The following is a 16,649-nucleotide window of genomic DNA, read 5'->3' as shown; positions in this document are numbered from 1 at the left end:
GCGTGTGCGTGCCGATTAAGGGCGGACAGCGATCTCGTTCTTGACAGCAACAACACCCTTGACACCGCGTGCGATGGCTTCTGCAGAAGTGCGCTCGGCGCCATTCTTGGCGAAGCCGGACAACATGACGGTGCCATTCAAAGTTTCAACCTTGATGGATGCCGCATCAACCTGTTTGTTTTCCACAAAGCGGGTCTTGATCAGGGTGGTGATACCGGCGTCGTCGATGTAAGAGCCCACTGTTTCCTGGCCACGCTGGACGGCACAACCGGTGGCGGTGAGCAGAACGATGGCAGAAATGGCGATGGCGAGGGTTTGGCGAATTTGCATAATGAATCTCCAGTAAATTAGAAAATGACAAGTGAACGGGTCAACTATAAAAATCTGGCCGCTTTCCGTCGGTGTGCTGGCGCACCAACCGCGTACCCATGTGTTTTAGGTCCACAGTTTTAATCCGCCAGCAGGGGAATGACATAACAGCTGTCACCCTCCAGATCGGTCCAGAACAGGGCCTGGCCGGGCCGCAGGGCATGGGCGTCCAGGGCAGTGGTGGCCGCCAGCGCATCACCCAGATTCGCCCGCAGGAACACAAACCGCATGCTGCGCCCGCCACGGACCAGGCGCATCTCGGCACGGTCCCAGTGCGCGGGCAAACAGGGCTGGAACACCAGTTCCTGTACACCCAGTTGCAGGCCAAAAATGGACTCGACCGCTGCGCGGTGCAACCAGGCGGCGGCACCCGTGTACCAGCTCCAGCCACCACGCCCGACATAGGGGGGCTGTGTGTACACATCCCCTGCCATGGCATAGGGTTCGACGGCGTAGGCCAGGCCGCGTGTCAGGTGGCTGGCACGGTGTGCCGGGCTTAAATAGGTGAAGTACCGGTACGGGTCGTCGCCACCGCCCTTGGGATGCTGCGCGTCTTTGGGTCGCGCCGCCTGTGCCATCAGGGCCCAGACCCCCGCATGGGAGTACTGCCCCCCGTTTTCGCGCACACCGGGCGGATAGGCCTGTATGTAACCCGGGCTGGGTTGCGACTGGCTGAACGGCGGGTCCAGCAACTTGATCAAGCCCTGCTCCCCATCCACCAGTTCGGTGTCCATGGCCGAGAGGGCCATGCTTTGCATGTCGTGTGGTGCAGCGCCGGACAACACCGCCCACGACTGCGCAATCAGGTCTATGCGGGCCTCGGCATTGGCGCTGGACCCCAGGGGTTCACCGTTGTCAAAAAAGGCCCGCTTGAACCAGCGGCCATCCCAGGCAGGTCCTTGTAGTGCGGCTTTCCACCCCCGCAGGGCGTCCTCCCAGGCCTGCACACGAGCTGTCTCGCCGCGCGCGGCGGCCAGCGGCACAAAGTCAGTGACCAGGCGGCACAGAAACCACGCCAACCAGACCGACTCACCACGGCCTTCGATACCCACACGGTTCATGCCGTCGTTCCAGTCCCCACTACCCATCAACGGCAGACCATGCGCGCCCACCCGCAGGCTGCGGTCGATGGCGCGTGCAGCATGTTCATAAACCGACGCGGTGTGTGCGCTGACAGCCGGTGTGTAGTAGGCATCTTCTGCCCCATCGGGAATCGCCGCACCTTCCAGAAACGGCACCTGCTGTTCCAACAGCGCATGGTCACCCGTCACCTGCAGATAACGTGTGCAGGCATAGGGCAGCCAGAGCAGGTCGTCCGAAAAATGGGTGCGTACACCGGCGCCCGCGGGTGCGTGCCACCAATGCTGCACATCACCCTGTTCAAACTGGCGCGAGGCGCACAGCACAATCTGGTCCCGCAGCATCTGCGGTGCGGCCCAGGCCAGCGCCATGGCGTCTTGTAACTGGTCCCGAAAACCGGTTGCGCCACCGGCCTGGTAGAAACCGGCTTTGGCCCACAGGCGGCAGGTGACTGTCTGGTACAGCAGCCAGCGGTTGACCATGGCATCAAACAAGGGGTCGGGTGTTTGCACCACCGTTGCACCCAACAACTGGTTCCAGGTGTCGTGTACGGACTGCATGCGCTGCTCGGTGGCCACGGCCGCCGCCGCGGTGGCCAGCACCAGGGCCGCGTCGGCACTTTCTGCATAACCGACCAGAAAGACACACTCTGCAGAGGCGCCCACACCCACATCCATGCGTGTGGCAAGCGCGGCGCAGGGGTCCAACCCCAGCCCGGCGCGGCGCCCCAACTGCGTGGGCCATGTGAGGTGCCCGTGTTCATCAAAACATTCCCGCCGGTCACAGGTCCAGTCATCCGTGTCATCGTCGTCCCGGGCCAGGCTCAGGAAGGCGGTGCCGTCGCCAAAACCTGCGCCGCGTTCGCGCTGCGTACACAACAGTACCGAGAGACTGCCATGGGGCTGGGGCTGGCGGCAGTGTTCGGTCTGCACGGTTGCGCGGTCTGCGCGGTTGGCGCCCATCATCCATTCCAACAGGCCCAGCACACGCAGTTGCACGGCCTTGGCGCTGCGGTTGACAACGACCAGCGAGACCTGTTTGACCGATGATTCGGGGTCCACACACCAGCGTGTACTGATTTCCAGGCCCGCGCGGTGGTGGCTGATCACGGTGTAGCCCTGGCCATGGCGTATCTGGTACTGGCTGCCATCCGCACCCCAGGCGTTGGGTGTGGCGCTCCAGACCTGCTGGGTCTTGAGGTCTTGCAGCAAAAACCACTCAGCGGGGGGGTCTGACACCGGGTCATTGGACCAGGCTGTCAGCTGGTTCATGCGGCTATTGACCGCCCAGGTGTAACCACTACCGGCCTCAGACACCTGTGCGCCAAACCGCGGGTTGGACAACACATTGATCCAGGGCCGCAGGGGACGAATACCGGCACTGACCGCAAAGGCAAACTCACCCGATGCCTGCAGAAACTCACCTTTGGGTGCGGTGGCGCTCAGGCCTATGCGGGCACTGGCCAGCAATCGCAGGCCAGGGCGCGCCTGCCGCTCTTCCCTGGCTTGCCCATGCAGGTGCATCCAATCCTGCACATGGTGTGCCAGGGGGCGGCCATCGGCATGCAAACGCACTCGCGCATGGGCCTTGAGGGTGCTGAGTTCATCTGCCGTCAATTCCTCCGCCCGCAGCAGCACAAAACTTGTCACTGCAGGGCGCAGGGGGGCACCGGTATCAAAGAGATGGCGGTCTCGCAGGGCGGCGATTTCGCGCTGCAGCGGCATGTCGTAAGAAGCGGGCTCGGAGTTCACCACCACCACGTCACACGCGATGCCACCCCAGGCCCAGAAGTTCAGCGCCTGCGCCATCACCCGCAACAGCCCCAAGCCCTGCAACACACCGGCCGACACCAGAATGATGGGCCGGTCCCCCGAGACACCAAAACGCCACAGCAGGCGGCGGTCACACACCCCCGGCATTACGCTGCCCACTGTTGGCGGGCGTGAGGAGGGCCGTGTCAGCGTCAACACCATGGCCGTGGTCAGGGTCTGCATGGCCGCAAAATTGTCTGCACTGATGCGCAGGCTCCGCAGGCGAATGCCCATCAGGGTGGCCGACATCAAGGAGGCACGTTTGACATTGTTGGTCTGGCGGTACTTGTCGATGACCGCGCGCAAGGTGGCGCCGTTGTCCGATACCGCGGTGGCAAAGGTCAGCTGGATGCGCGCATGGGGTGCAAGACGGACCTGGACCGCCAGGGCACACATGGGGTCCAGCCCGGTTGCCAAGACCTTGCTGGTCTCGTTGGTGGTTGAGGGTAAGGGGTCGAGCGACGCCAAGGGGTTCGCCGAGCAATGGTTGCGTCCCAACCAGCGCTGCCGGTCCGTCTGCAGGGACGTGGCCAGTATGCGGGAATCAGACGTGGTCAGAAAGTGTGCGGCCTGCAGGCCTTGTTCGGTGGGCAGGCGCGGTTTGCGCTCGAACAACAAAGCCTGGTGTGTAACCAGCCATTCGGCCCGCACAAACAGACTGGTGAAGGCCGGGTGTGCTTCGTCGGCCAGGCGATCGGCCAGCGTGGGTTCGAACGCGGAGATCAGCTCGATGTCCAGCGTCCTGTCGCTGTCATTGCGCAACTCGACCCTGCGGAATTCGATGTCATCCTCGGGGCTGACCCAGACCGTGGTCTGTGCGTGGATGTCGGGCCACGTGGTCTCAAAACACACACGGTCTGCATGGAAGACGCTGTGGTAACTGGCGTTGGGGTCTGGCGCGGGGTGTTGTGTCAACGACACCGGCAAACGCTGTTGGTCCCAGCGCAGGTAGAAAAAGCTGCCGCGGTCATCACGCAAGGCGTCGTCACGCTGGCGGGTGATGCCGGTCTGCCCCCAGCGGCTCCAGCCTGCACCATTGGCGCGCAGCGACACGCTGTAGCGGCCATTGGATAACAAATGGGTGGGCTCCACTGCCGCCGCACCCGGCTGTACGGCACGCAGCAGGCTGGGTACCCGCCGACGCTGCTGCGCCATGGGCCGCGACGCGGGGGGTGGTGCATACAAGAGTGACACCGCACGCGGCACCGGTTCATGCAGCAGCGAGGCAACCGACTCCATGGACGCATCGGCCATGCCCCAGCGCTGCGCGAGCCCGTGCAGCAGGGTATTGGTCAACGCAACAATACTCATGCCCTGGTGGTGGGCCATGACGGTTTCCACGGCCGTGAACGATTTGCCGTCCACACGGCGTGCCGGGCTGTAATCCAATGCGTCAATAAAACCATAACGGCCCCGCGCGCCCAGCCCCTCCAGCATCCGTAAATTCTGGGTGGCGCTGCGCGGTGCGATTTGGGCCACCAGGGCCGTTGCATAGGGTGCAATGACCAGCTCATCCACCGGCGTGCGGCGCAAGGCCAAGCGCGGCACACCCTGGGGTGCGTACTGGTAGGCCAGGGTGTGGTCACTGGCGGCATAGGCCGACTCCGACACGCCCCAGGGCAGACCTTGGGCCCGGGTAAACGCCATTTGCTCGCGCAATGCGGCACAGCAGGCCGCCTGCAAGACGCTGCCCTTGGGCTCGGCCATGACCAGGCTGGGCATCAGGTACTCGAACATGGAGCCGGTCCAGGAGCGCAGGCCTACGCTGGTACCCACCGCAAAGAAAGGGCGCCCCAGTGCGGCCCAATGGCGCACCGGCACATCCCCTTTGGCAATCGCCAGCAGGCTGGTCAGGCGGGACTCTGAGGCCAGCAAATCGTAGAACGCGGAGTCGCGCTGATGTTCGGCCACCCGGTAACCGATGTGGAAGAGCCGGCGTTTGCCGTGGTACAAAAAGGTGAAGTCGGCCTGCCACGCCAACGCGGTAAACGCCCGTGCCAATGCGCGCAGTTGATGAGCCGCATCGGCCGCCTCCAGGGTCTGATCGCGTGCGGCCGATTGCAGGGTGTTGCGGTGGTCCGCCAGCATCCAACGCAGTTCGTCGCGCAACGGGGGCGGCAACTGGGATCGCACGGCCAACAGCGGCGCCATGCGCGCACGCGACTGGGCCACGGCGCGCTGCTGGGCCGCCCGGTCCAGCGGCGCGTGGGCCAGCTCCAGGCAGGCCTGGGACAGCGCCAGCAAATGACCCGAGAGGTTGCCACTGTCCACCGTGGACACATACATGGGCAACAGGGGGGCGCCGCTTTGGGTGTCGTACCAGTTCAAGAAGTGGCCGCGGTGGCGCTCCAGCGCAAGCAGTGTGGCCAGTGTGGCCTGCAAACGGCTCAGCATGTCCTGCGTGCCGATCCAGCCGAACTGCCGCGCACAGGCAACACTCAACAGGTACAGGCCGATGTTGGTGGGCGACGTACGGTGGGCCACCATATCGTGCGGCGTGAGCTGCAGGTTGTCGGGTGGCAGGTGCCGGTCCTCAGGGCCCACACAACGCTCGAACAAACGCCAGGTGTCACGGGCTACGCCGTGCAGGTAAACGGCATCGGGTGCAGAGACCGCGGTGTCGATCACCGGTGACAGTGGGCGACTGGTCCACCAGATCCACAGGGGCGCGCCAGCCCATAACAAGCAAAGCGCCGACACAAGCCCAGGGTAGGGCGTGCCGGTCACCAGCAGTGCCGCAAGCAAGCCCAATGCGACTGTGGGTGCACGCCAATGCAGGCGCACCAGGGCCGGCAGTGTGGTCTTGGCGGCGGACTGCGCGGCGGCGGCCGTGGTCCACTGCAGCAACTGGCGGTGGCTGATGAAGGTGCGGTGTACAGCGCGGGTGATGGCGTCAACCGCCAGCAGCGACTGCTGTACCAGCTGCGCGACATGCCACAGACCACCAAACAGGGCACGCCCCAGGTCTACCACCGCCTCCACAAAAAATCGCAGCTTGGCCAGGTCCACCTGGCGGGGCGAAAACGCGGCGAGTGCGCCCATCAGTGGCCCCGCGGAAAACGCCAGGAACACCAGGCTCAGTGCAATCCAGGGGGACACGGCACCGCCCGCCAATGCGGCCAGCAAAAACACCAGTGACAAGGGCGCCACCAAGGAGCGGCGCAGGTTGTCCAGCATTTTCCAGAGGTTGACGGCCCGTATTCCATACCGGCTGGGTTGCAAGACCGACGCCGCCAGAATGGGCAGCAGTTGCCAGTCACCGCGGGTCCAGCGGTGCACACGGGCAGCCGCCACGTCCGCGTGGAAGGGGGCATCCTCCACCACGGACAGGTCGGTCACGGTCGCACACCGGGCCAGCGCACCCTCCAGCAGGTCATGGCTCAGTATCTGGCCCTCGGGCAGGCGGTCCGCCAGCACGGCGTGCAGGGTCTGCACATGCAACAAACCTTTGCCCGTGAAGGTGCCTTCGCCAAACAGGTCCTGGTAGACCTCGGAGCTTGCTGCGCTATAGGGGTCAATGCCACACTGGCCGGCAAACAACCAGTGGAAGGGCGTGGCCAGTTCGGCGGCCGGCAGTGGTGTGACGATGCGGGGCTGCAAGATGCCGTAACCGCTGACAACCTTGCGCCCACGGGTGTCCAGCTTGGGCTGGTTGTGCGGGTGGGCCGCCACACTGACCAGTTCGCGCAATCGGCCGGGGGGCAGCAGGGTGTCGCTGTCCAATGTGACGACGTAGGGCGTGTTGCTGGCCAGTTGTGAGGCAACGCCCAGGTCCAGAAAACTCTTGCGGCCACCGCTGGCCAGGGCGGCCACCAATTGCTCCAGCTTGCCGCGTTTGCGCTCCCAGCCAATCCAGCGTTGTTCGCTTGGGCTAAAGCTGCGCGGGCGGTGCAACAACACAAAACGTGGTACGCCCGGGGTGGCGTCGGGTGTGGCGCCGGGTGTGCGGGGGTGGCGCGCATTGAGCGCTTCCATCTGCTGCTGTGCCAGCGCCAGCAAAGCACCGTCGCTGGGGGTCTGCGCGGTATCGGCATCGGCCCAGTCTGTCAGCAGCGCAAACTGCGCCTCGGGTTCCGGGTTGGCGAGGTAGTGCTGTTCCAGCCGGTGCACCAGCTCCTGGGTCGCGGCGGCAGACGCCAACATGCCGGGGATGACCACCAACACCCGGTGTTCGGGTGGAATGCCCTCCAGCAGAGCCAGGCGGGGCAGATGCTGTGGGCGGGCCGATTCGCTGATCAGCCGGTTGACCACGGCCACCACGGCTTCGGATGCGGGGAACACCATTGCCACCCCACACACCAGTGTCAACCAGGTGTAGCCCCCATCACCAACCGTGCCCACACCATGGCGCAACAGCCACCACACCAGCAGTGACAGGACGCCGGTCAAGACCAGCAGGTAAACGGGCAAGGCCAGGCGGTGCACACCGTTTTGCCAAAAGAAACCGGCCCGGTCGGGCAGGCCTATGGCCTGCACCAAGGCCGACTGGCCTGCTCCGCGCAGCCAGTGGTGGGCCACCATGGACACCCCGTCGGCCGGGTCTGCGGCGTGCATCAGCCGCAACAGGGCCTGCGCTATCGCCACTTCACTCTGGCCACTGCGCCGGGCCAGCTTCTCGATGGCGTGCAGGGTCTGGTCGCGGGTGGCGTCTTCTTCTGCAGAAAACAGAGGCGAGGTCAGCATCAGCTGCATCAGGGCGCTGCTGCGCGCAATGATGCCCGACCAGTCCGCATCCCCAATGGCGCGCAATGACATGACCGCATTGCTGACGCTCAAATTGTCCTGGGCCTGGTCGGCGGTTTGCTGGATCTGCATGGCGCCCAGGTCGGGCAGCGCTATACGCAACCAGTTTTGCACCAAGGTCTGCCCGTTGTCGTCCCCGGCGGTGCGCCGGTCTTGCAGGCGCTGGGCCATCTGCGCCAAAAATACACGCCCCACACCGCGCGCGGTCAGCAGCGCCAGCAGTGTGTCCAGCGCATCGGCGTCGTAACTGTCAATGCGGTCAAAACAGATGTTGGCAGCCTCGCGGGCCGCCTTGTTGGTGGCCACGCGCTCCGCCAGCCGGCGCAGGTTTTCAATCAGCACCACACGCAAGGTGGTTGGCAGCGCCCAGACTTCGCTGAGCTTGAGTTCGCGTACCTCCTGGTACGCCTTCAGGAAATGCGCCAACAGGGTTTCGTCAAAAGCCCCATCGGTGTGGGCAACAAAGGCCCAGGCCACGCCATACACCCGCGGCAGACCGGCCAGGGGTTCGTCCAGCAGCACGGGCAGGCTGCGAAAGTAGCTGCGCGGCAATCCCTCGTGGATTTCCTTGAGCTGGGCTTCTATGGTGTGAAAGTTGTCCAGCAGCCATTCGGCTGCGGGGCTGACGTCGTAGCCGGTACTGGCTTGCACACCAATGTAGCGGTGCGCCTCACGCAGTACCTGGATGTTGCTCTTGAGACGCGGGAAAAATGTGGCCGCAAAGATGGAAACCGATTCGGCCCGGTGGGTGACGCCCAGGGTTTGACCATGTTGTGCAAACCGCTGCGCACCAAATATTTCAGACCGTATGGGGGGCTGGACCGGTCCGCGGGACGGGTCCAGCATGTCGCACAGTGCAGGCGTTGCGCCCGGGAGCAAGCCTGCCAGGGCGGAATGCGCCATGGACTACAGCATCAACGCCACGACCGCGACGAGCAGCCCAAGCCCTGTCAGCGTCGTCATGAAGCGTGCCGCCAAAAACCCGCGTGTTGCCTCGGCCATGCAGTGCAGTGCAAACAGGTTCCCATGCGGGCTCTTGCAAGCACCCAGGTGGTCGCCCAGGGACAAGAGCTCAACGGGGGATGTATCCGTTTTGCCACCAAAGGAGGCCGTGCTCCAGGAGCGGGCGGTGTGGGTATTGGCTTTCATGGCGCAGGTGTAGGTTGGGCTCGGGTCCTCAGCGGGGTGTGATCACACCGCGTTCGTCGGACAACACAATCTCCACGCGCCGGTTCATCTGGCGGTTCATGGCGGTGTCATTGGCCGCAACGGGATAGGCTTCGCCATAACCGCGCACGGCGATCTGTCCGCGTGGCACACCCAGCTCCAACAATGCATCGCGCACGGCCATGGAACGGCGCTCTGACAGTTCCTGGTTGTGTTGTGTGCTGCCGGTGCTGTCGGTATGCCCTTCAATCAGTACGCTGCGCTTGGGGTTCTGTTGCAAGACCGTGGCCAGACGCTGCACCATACGCACACCGTCGGCATTGAGCCGTGCCTGGTCCACAGAGAACAACACATCGCCCAGGGTGATGATGAGACCCCGCTCGGTTTTCTTGGCCGACAACTCGGCAAGTTGGGCTTCGAGTTGCTGGTTGCGCGCCAGTGCTTCGGCTGCCAAACGTTGTGCCTCGGATTCGTTGGCCTGGGCCTGGTTTTTTTGTTGTGTGGCAGCGGCGGCGGCATCGCGTGCGGCCTGCGCGGCGCGCTCAGCCTCTTCAGCTTTCATGCGGGCCTGGTTGGCCTCTTGTGTACGCTGGTCCAGGCGCACCTGGTCGCGCACGGCGGCAGAGCCGGCAATCTCCGCCTCTGAAGACTTACGGCTGGCTACTTCATTGGCCAGGGCAATTTTTTGCTTGGTCAGGTAGGCCAGCTTGTCCACGGTTTCCAGGCTCTCGCGTTCTTTGGCCGCTGCGTTGGCTTTGGCCAGGGCTTCGGTGGCCGACTGCATTTCCAGTGCGGCATAGGTCGCAACCTTGGGGTTGCCCTGGGCCTGCGCGTGGTCCATACGAACCTGTTCCAGCAACGTGGTGGTTTTGGGGCCGCTGGCGCAAGCGCCCAACAGCAATACGGTGCCAGCCAGCAGGATGGAGATGTGGTTTTTTTTCATGGTGTTTACTTTTTTGGAAATGAATTACTGGGTGCCGGCGCGGTCGAGTTCACTGCGCAGAACACGGATGTCTTCCTGCAGCGTGGCCGATACGGCCTGGGCCTTGGCAGAACCCGCCTTGGCCTGTGCGAGCTTGGCGTCGGCCTGGGCCTGGTTGGCGTAGTCGGTTGCGGCCTTGTAGTCCTTGGCAGCCAGGGCAGCCTTGGCGGCGGCCAGCTTGCTGCGAGCGGCCTGCATCTCGACCGGTGCGAATTCGGTTCCGTCGGCGCTGCTGGCGTTTTCCACTGCGGCCTGCGATACCGCGACATCGGCGGTGGCGGGCGCCTTGAGCTTGCTGGTGCATGCGCCCATGGCAAGGGCTCCGACCACACAGGCACCGATGAACAACCAGGATTGGGGTTTCGACAGTTTCATATTCAGCTTTCTTCTTAAAAGGTTTGTCAATCGCGAATGCGGTGGTGACAGAAGGTTTTTAAAACAGGGCGGCTTCTGCGTCTGTGTCTTGGCGCACGTAAGCCGTCTGGAGTGGCCAAGGTGGTGACCACACAACAGCCTGGCGCAATGTGTTTTGGCGCACGGACCGAAACACGGTGCGCCGTGAACATGCAGGGTGTACGCAAGGTACTCACTCACTTACTCACTTGAAAGACACACATGAAAAAAATGAAACCGCTCTACTTGCTGGGCATCGCTGGGCTGGGTTCAGTCCTGGCCAGCTCCGCAATCGCCCAACACAGCCCTTACTCCTACCTGGGTTTGGGTGTGGGGCAGTCCCAATCGCAGATTGAAGACAGCCAGACCACCAACAGCCTGTTGAAGTCTTCCAACAGCCCGGCTTCGTTCTCCAGTGAACGCCAGGACACGGCCTACAAAGTGTTTGGTGGATACCAGTTCCACAAGAACTTTGCGCTGGAAGCGGGTTACTTCAACCTGGGCAAGTTCACCTATGCCACATCGGCACCCGGTGGCACGCTGAACGGCCGTTATGAAATTGAAGGCGTTAACCTGGACTTGGTCGGCACCATGCCGCTGAGCCCCAAGTGGTCTGCACTGGCACGTGTTGGCGTACAACATGCCAACACCCGCACCGGATTCAGTGGCCCCGGTTATCCGGCGTCTGCATCACAAGACAACAGCTCCCGTGTCAACAACATGAAGGTGGGACTGGGTTTGCAGTATGAAATCAGCCCATCCGTGTTGTTGCGTGGCGAGGCAGAGCGCTTCCGGGTACGCGACGGTATTGCCAACAACGGTGATGTCAACTACTACTCCATGTCGCTGGTGTTCCCGTTTGGACGCAAGGCGCCCCAGCAGGTTGCTGCCGTTACACCACCGCCTTACGTGGCGCCCCCTCCTCCACCCGCTCCCATTGCGGTGGTGACACCACCGCCACCACCCCCAGCGCCTATGCCCGTGGCACGCCGGGTGCAGTTTTCTGCTGACTCGTTGTTCAGCTTTGACAAGGCCGTGATCCGCCCGGATGGCCGTGCCGCACTGGACACGTTTGGACGTGAGCTGCAGGGCGCGCGTTACAACAGCATTTCCGTCGAAGGCAATACCGACCGTTTGGGATCGGACGCCTACAACCAGAAGTTGTCACGAGAGCGTGCCGATGCGGTCAAGGCCTACCTGATCACCAACGGCGGCATTGACGCCCGCAAGATCACAGCGACCGGCCGCGGTGAAACCAATCCGGAAACCAAACCGGAAGACTGCAAGGGCAACAAACCCACACCCGCCCTGATTGCCTGTTTGCAACCCGACCGCCGCGTGGACGTTGAAGTCACCGGTGAACGTTAATCACTGTCCCCATTTTTTTACGCAACCAAGGAAATACCATGAAATCCAACACACTGAACTGCATCGCACTGGCCATCGGCCTGACATTTGGCGCCAGCGCCTTTGCGGCCGACACCATGACCAAAGCGGAATTCAAAGACGCAAAAGCCAAGATCGAGGCCGACTACAAGGCCGCCCTGGTCCCCTGCGATGCGTTGGCCGGCAATCCCAAAAAGATGTGTACCGTAGAAGCCAAGGGCAACAAGAAGATGGCCCTGGCCAATCTGGAAGCCAGCAACGAACCCACCGCCAAACACCAGCAACAGGCCAGCGACGCCAAAGCTGACGCCACCTATGACCTGGCACACCAGAAATGCCAGGAGCAAACCGGCAATGCCAAGGATGTTTGCATCAAGGAAGCCAAAGCTGCACAGGTAACCGCCAAAGCCGACGCCAAGGCACAGCTGAAAACTTCCGAAGCAAACAAGGATGCCAGCAAGACCATCACCAAGGCCGCCAACAAGGCCAATGAAAAGATCGGTGATGCACGCAGCGATGCCGCCGCCGACAAGACCGATGCCCAGTACAAGGTCGAGAAAGAGAAATGTGATGCCATGGCCGGTGCTGCCAAGGACAACTGCCTGATCCAGGCCAAGACCCGTTTCGGCAAGTAAGCAACCCACCCCGTTCAGGAGAGCACCATGTCATTCAATGCAACACCCGATGCATCCAACTCCTTGATGGAGCATGCGGCCCAATCTGCAGACGCAGTGGTTCACAGCACGCAGCGTCTGGCCAACCAGGCCGTGGACGGCGTATCACACTCCTTGCAGGCCGCTGGCCGGCAGGTGCGTGACGGCGCCCATCTGGCGTCTGACAAGACGGTTGCCTACATCCGTGAGCAACCCGTCAAGTCCGTGCTGATAGCTGCTGCAACCGGTGCTGCTTTGGTGGCTCTGGCGCACCTGGCCGTGCGCCCCGGCAACCCGCAATAACCGTCCGACCCCATAGGAAAAGGGGCAGTGCCATAACGGCACTGCCCCTTTTTTTATGCTGCAGATTTAGATGCGGCCCATCAACAGCAAGATCACGAGTATCAGGACGATCAGTCCCAGACCACCGCTGGGTCCGTAGCCCCAGCTCTTGCTATGCCCCCAGCTGGGGAGCGCCCCCACTAACATCAGTATCAACACGATCAACAGAATCGTTCCTAAGCTCATATCGTTCTCCTTGGGTTATGTACAAATTGCCACGCCACTGAGAGTAGGTGGAACAGGCATTTCCCTCTGTTCGATAGGACACGCAGCCTGCTTTATTAACCGGTGCTGTGTTCGCCGCCCCACAGACGCAATCGCGTGTGCGGCGCACCATAGGGTTTTTGGAAAGAACTATGAACCTTCACCTCAGCCTCACACCCTTGATTTCCCTGCTGGCCGGCATTCTGATTTTGTTGATGCCCCGGCTGCTGAATTTCATCGTGGCCATCTACCTGATCATGATTGGTCTGATCGGCATCTTTGGCGCAGGCGCGCTCAAGCTGAACTGAAACCGGCCGGTGCACCCTGCACCGGCTTGTGATCCACATGCCCCGGGTCAGAGCGCCCGGTTGGTGCCCTGGCCCGATCCTGCATGGCGGTCGGCGTACTGAATATCACCCTGGCGCTTCTGCGCCGCACCCAACACCTGGCGTTGCAAACCGCGCAGCACCTGGCGCCGGCTGCCCACCCAATGTCCCGCTTGCTCCTGCACTATTCCGGCAATGGTTCGGATGGTGCCGTGGATTTGATAGGTATTCATGATGCTCTTTCGTTTGGACAATAAACATTGGCCATCGGATGGAACGGCCCGTGGTTTCATCTTAGAAAGAGCAGGTGGTTTGCCTCTGTTCGCTGGCAAACACAAACAGAACGAAATGGCTAAGCTTTGCTCGGACGCAACACAGCCTCTGCCGTTTGGCGTATGAGTTGCAGGGTGGCCTGCTGGGTCAACGTGCTGGGGCGCAGGGAGCTGGTGGCCAGGCTCACACGCGAACGCAACAAGGGGTCATGGATGGCGCGCAGGGTGTACGCCGAAGGCCGCACCGAGTTGTCCACCGCGTGGCGCGACAACACGGCGCTACCCGCGCCATCGGCCACCAGGTCCAGGATGGCGGACACACCGTCTATCTCCAGCGCGATCAGGGGGCGGCAGCCGATGTTGGCCATCTCCGTCTCGACCTGCATGCGGATCGCGTTCGGCCGGCTGGGGATCACCAGCGGCAATTGGGCAACATCCCGCAGCGCAACAGGCCCGGGTGCCGGGTCTTCGTGCAGGCCCGGTGGCCGCAGCTGCACCAGGAACAGGTCTTCGTCCTGCAGCGGGCTGGTCTCGATCTCCGGGCTGGACTGGGCGTTGTACAAGACGGCAATGTCCAGCCGGCCATTGACCAGCGACTCTTGCATGGCCACGGATAGCCCTTCGCTGATGGAGATGGTGGCATCCGGCATTTGCTGGCGAAAGGCACGTGTCAAGGGCACGGTCAGCAAGCGTGCCAAGCTGGGCGGCATGCCAACGGCCACCCGCCCGGCCAGCGAACCGCGCACGCGGCCCAGTTCCTCCCTGGCACGCTCCACCTGGTGCAGGATGCCGCGGCCATGGGCCAGCAGCAGCTTGCCCGCCTCGGTGGGCAGGGCGCCACGGCCGTTGCGGGTGAGCAGGGTTTGCCGCAGCTCCACCTCCAGCAGGCGCACCTGGCGGCTCAGTGCGGGCTGCGCCACGTCCAGCGCGGTGGCCGCACGGGTGAAGCTGCCCAACTCGGCCACCCGCACAAAATACTCCAGCTGTTTGAGATCCATGGTGTTGGTTGTGAATAACGTGGCTTTGATTATGCCGATTTTGGATAACTGCTAGTACCCACCCAGGCTTACCAAAAGCCAGGCCGGGGCACAGAATGGCGCCTATGCACCCTTCTGCACCTTCGTCTTCGGCACCGCTCAACGGCATCTCCTCCATGGCCACACGGCTCTTGCTGGGTGAGCTGGCGGCTGCCCATACGGCGCGCAGCGGCCAGGCCGTGCACATCGAATCGGTCGGTGGCGTGGATGCGGCCCGCCGCGTGGTGGCCGGTGAGGCCTTCGATGTCGTCGTGCTGGCGTCCGACGCCATCGACAAGCTCGTCACCACCGGCCATCTGCGCGCGGACAGCAAGGTGGACCTGGTGCACTCCGGGGTGGCCGTGGCCGTGCGCGCGGGCACGCCGCCGCCAGACATTTCCAGCGAAGCGGCCGTGCGCCAGGCCGTGCTGGCGGCCAGCACACTGGCCTACTCCACCGGCCCCAGCGGCGTGGCCCTGGCCGAGTTGTTTGAACGCTGGGGGATTGCAGAGCAGATCAAGGACCGCATCGTCACCGCCCCGCCTGGCGTGCCGGTGGGCAGCCTGGTCGCCTCGGGCGCGGTGGCGCTGGGTTTTCAACAGCTCAGCGAGTTGTTGCATGTGGAAGGCATCGCCATTGTTGGCCCGCTGCCACCGGCCATACAGATCACCACGACGTTTTCTGCCGCCATCACCACAGCATGTACGCGGGTGGAGGACGCACGTGCGCTGTTGGCGTATATGGCGTCCGCCGACGCGGCAGCCGCCAAGCGCCGCCAGGGCATGGTGCCTGTTTAGTATGAATTTGATAGCAACCGAATAAGCATTGACGGGGGCTAGAGGCCTAGAACGTTTAAAGGAACCAGTAGACATGATCATCGACTGCCACGGCCACTACACCACCGCCCCCAAGGCGCTGGAAACCTGGCGCAACCAGCAGATTGCCGGCATCAAAGACCCGGCGGCCATGCCCAAAGTGTCTGACCTGAAGATCAGCGACGACGAGCTGCGCGAATCGATAGAGACCAACCAGCTGCGCCTGATGCGAGAGCGCGGCTCAGACCTGACGCTGTTCAGCCCCCGCGCCAGTTTTATGGCCCACCACATCGGTGACTTCAATGTGTCCAGCACCTGGGCCGCCATCTGCAACGAGCTGTGTTACCGCGTGAGCACACTCTTCCCCGACCATTTTGTGCCCGTGGCCATGTTGCCGCAAAGCCCGGGTGTGGACCCGGCGACCTGTATCCCCGAGCTGGAGAAGTGTGTCAAGGAATACGGCAACGTGGGTATCAATTTGAACCCCGACCCATCCGGCGGGCATTGGACTTCGCCCCCTTTGAGCGACAAGGCTTGGTTCCCCATCTACGAAAAGATGGTGGAGTACGACATCCCCGCGATGATCCACGTGTCGACCAGTTGCAACGCCTGTTTCCACACCACCGGCGCGCACTACCTGAATGCCGACACGACCGCCTTCATGCAGTGCCTGACGAGTGACTTGTTCAAAGAGTTCCCGACGCTGAAGTTTTTGATACCCCATGGTGGCGGTGCCGTGCCCTACCACTGGGGGCGTTTCCGTGGCCTGGCGCAAGAGCTAAAAAAACCGCTGCTGCAGGACCATCTGCTGAACAACATCTTCTTCGACACCTGCGTCTACCACCAGCCGGGTATTGATTTGCTGAACACCGTGATCCCGGTGAAAAACGTGTTGTTCGCCAGCGAGATGATTGGTGCCGTGCGCGGCATAGACCCGGAGACCGGCCACTATTACGACGACACCAAGCGGTATATCGAAGCGTCCAAGATTCTGAGCGACGCCGACCGCCACCAGATTTACGAAGGCAATGCCCGCCGCGTTTTTCCGCGCCTGGATGCCCTACTCACCGCCAAGCACCAATAAGGTTTT

14 protein-coding genes are annotated in these 16,649 nt (G+C 62.7%); 6 read left to right on the top strand and 8 right to left on the bottom strand.

All coding sequences use genetic code 11. The features are described from left to right. Window positions 1–15: 15 nt before the first annotated feature. From HZ993_RS18005 to HZ993_RS17985, 5 genes are all read right to left on the bottom strand, one after another. Complete coding sequence (locus HZ993_RS18005; protein ID WP_209394103.1) at window positions 16–330, bottom strand: BON domain-containing protein; 315 nt, start codon at window positions 328–330, stop codon at window positions 16–18. Window positions 331–449: 119 nt separating this feature from the next. Continuing rightward, the gene (locus tag HZ993_RS18000) at window positions 450–8,906 is read right to left on the bottom strand and encodes a GH36-type glycosyl hydrolase domain-containing protein (protein ID WP_245213679.1); all 8,457 of its coding nucleotides are present in this window, start codon (window positions 8,904–8,906) and stop codon (window positions 450–452) included. A gap of 3 nt (window positions 8,907–8,909) precedes the next feature. Beyond that, window positions 8,910–9,152, bottom strand: a complete 243-nt coding sequence (locus tag HZ993_RS17995; protein WP_209394102.1) for a hypothetical protein — start codon at window positions 9,150–9,152, stop codon at window positions 8,910–8,912. A 28-nt stretch (window positions 9,153–9,180) separates the two neighbouring features. Then, window positions 9,181–10,113 carry an OmpA family protein gene (locus HZ993_RS17990; protein WP_209394101.1) on the bottom strand — a complete coding sequence of 311 codons (933 nt, stop codon included), beginning with the start codon at window positions 10,111–10,113 and terminating at the stop codon, window positions 9,181–9,183. 24 nt (window positions 10,114–10,137) lie between these two features. Then, entirely contained in the window at window positions 10,138–10,527 is a 390-nt protein-coding gene (locus HZ993_RS17985) for a DUF4398 domain-containing protein (protein WP_209394100.1), read from the bottom strand. Between the two features lie 240 nt (window positions 10,528–10,767). Here HZ993_RS17985 and HZ993_RS17980 point away from each other — a divergent pair, with 240 nt between their 5' ends. The 3 genes from HZ993_RS17980 to HZ993_RS17970 are packed head-to-tail and all read left to right on the top strand — an operon-like array spanning window position 10,768 to window position 12,887. Then, entirely contained in the window at window positions 10,768–11,913 is a 1,146-nt protein-coding gene (locus HZ993_RS17980; protein WP_209394099.1) for an OmpA family protein, read from the top strand. 38 nt (window positions 11,914–11,951) lie between these two features. Then, the gene (locus tag HZ993_RS17975) at window positions 11,952–12,566 is read left to right on the top strand and encodes a hypothetical protein (protein WP_209394098.1); all 615 of its coding nucleotides are present in this window, start codon (window positions 11,952–11,954) and stop codon (window positions 12,564–12,566) included. Window positions 12,567–12,593: 27 nt separating this feature from the next. After that, entirely contained in the window at window positions 12,594–12,887 is a 294-nt protein-coding gene (locus tag HZ993_RS17970; RefSeq protein WP_209394097.1) for a hypothetical protein, read from the top strand. Between the two features lie 66 nt (window positions 12,888–12,953). Here HZ993_RS17970 and HZ993_RS17965 read toward each other — a convergent pair whose 3' ends face one another. Further along, window positions 12,954–13,112, bottom strand: coding sequence for a DUF3309 family protein (locus HZ993_RS17965; protein WP_209394096.1), 159 nt, complete (start codon window positions 13,110–13,112; stop codon window positions 12,954–12,956). 170 nt (window positions 13,113–13,282) lie between these two features. On the opposite strand from HZ993_RS17965, the gene HZ993_RS17960 reads away from it, so the two are divergent. Continuing rightward, entirely contained in the window at window positions 13,283–13,438 is a 156-nt protein-coding gene (locus HZ993_RS17960) for a DUF3096 domain-containing protein (protein WP_209394095.1), read from the top strand. Between the two features lie 47 nt (window positions 13,439–13,485). On the opposite strand, the gene HZ993_RS17955 is transcribed toward HZ993_RS17960, so the two are convergent. Both HZ993_RS17955 and HZ993_RS17950 read right to left on the bottom strand, forming a co-directional pair. Beyond that, entirely contained in the window at window positions 13,486–13,689 is a 204-nt protein-coding gene (locus HZ993_RS17955) for a CsbD family protein (RefSeq protein ID WP_245213678.1), read from the bottom strand. Between the two features lie 119 nt (window positions 13,690–13,808). Then, a complete protein-coding gene (locus HZ993_RS17950) occupies window positions 13,809–14,726 on the bottom strand; it encodes a LysR substrate-binding domain-containing protein (protein ID WP_209394094.1) in 918 nt (305 codons plus the stop codon). A 104-nt stretch (window positions 14,727–14,830) separates the two neighbouring features. Between HZ993_RS17950 and HZ993_RS17945 the strand changes: the two genes are divergently transcribed. Further along, complete coding sequence (locus tag HZ993_RS17945) at window positions 14,831–15,541, top strand: substrate-binding domain-containing protein (RefSeq protein ID WP_245213677.1); 711 nt, start codon at window positions 14,831–14,833, stop codon at window positions 15,539–15,541. A gap of 73 nt (window positions 15,542–15,614) precedes the next feature. Further along, a complete protein-coding gene (locus tag HZ993_RS17940; protein ID WP_209394093.1) occupies window positions 15,615–16,643 on the top strand; it encodes an amidohydrolase family protein in 1,029 nt (342 codons plus the stop codon). Window positions 16,644–16,649 lie beyond the last annotated feature (6 nt).

It is taken from the genome of Rhodoferax sp. AJA081-3 (genome assembly GCF_017798165.1).
Lineage (GTDB): Bacteria > Pseudomonadota > Gammaproteobacteria > Burkholderiales > Burkholderiaceae_C > Allorhodoferax.
The sequence above is the reverse complement of the archived record's forward strand: the minus strand, read 5'-3'. Positions and strand labels throughout refer to the sequence as shown.

Bases quoted from the DNA above. Each gene is read 5' to 3' on its own strand.
- HZ993_RS17990 (WP_209394101.1), bottom strand. From the start codon at position 10,113: ATGAAAAAAAACCACATCTCCATCCTGCTGGCTGGCACCGTATTGCTG.
- HZ993_RS17980 (WP_209394099.1), top strand. From the start codon at position 10,768: ATGAAAAAAATGAAACCGCTCTACTTGCTGGGCATCGCTGGGCTGGGT.
- HZ993_RS17985 (WP_209394100.1), bottom strand. From the start codon at position 10,527: ATGAAACTGTCGAAACCCCAATCCTGGTTGTTCATCGGTGCCTGTGTG.
- HZ993_RS17945 (WP_245213677.1), top strand. From the start codon at position 14,831: ATGCACCCTTCTGCACCTTCGTCTTCGGCACCGCTCAACGGCATCTCC.
- HZ993_RS17970 (WP_209394097.1), top strand. From the start codon at position 12,594: ATGTCATTCAATGCAACACCCGATGCATCCAACTCCTTGATGGAGCAT.
- HZ993_RS17950 (WP_209394094.1), bottom strand. From the start codon at position 14,726: ATGGATCTCAAACAGCTGGAGTATTTTGTGCGGGTGGCCGAGTTGGGC.
- HZ993_RS17965 (WP_209394096.1), bottom strand. From the start codon at position 13,112: ATGAGCTTAGGAACGATTCTGTTGATCGTGTTGATACTGATGTTAGTG.
- HZ993_RS17960 (WP_209394095.1), top strand. From the start codon at position 13,283: ATGAACCTTCACCTCAGCCTCACACCCTTGATTTCCCTGCTGGCCGGC.
- HZ993_RS17955 (WP_245213678.1), bottom strand. From the start codon at position 13,689: ATGAATACCTATCAAATCCACGGCACCATCCGAACCATTGCCGGAATA.
- HZ993_RS17940 (WP_209394093.1), top strand. From the start codon at position 15,615: ATGATCATCGACTGCCACGGCCACTACACCACCGCCCCCAAGGCGCTG.
- HZ993_RS17995 (WP_209394102.1), bottom strand. From the start codon at position 9,152: ATGAAAGCCAATACCCACACCGCCCGCTCCTGGAGCACGGCCTCCTTT.
- HZ993_RS17975 (WP_209394098.1), top strand. From the start codon at position 11,952: ATGAAATCCAACACACTGAACTGCATCGCACTGGCCATCGGCCTGACA.
- HZ993_RS18005 (WP_209394103.1), bottom strand. From the start codon at position 330: ATGCAAATTCGCCAAACCCTCGCCATCGCCATTTCTGCCATCGTTCTG.
- HZ993_RS18000 (WP_245213679.1), bottom strand. From the start codon at position 8,906: ATGGCGCATTCCGCCCTGGCAGGCTTGCTCCCGGGCGCAACGCCTGCA.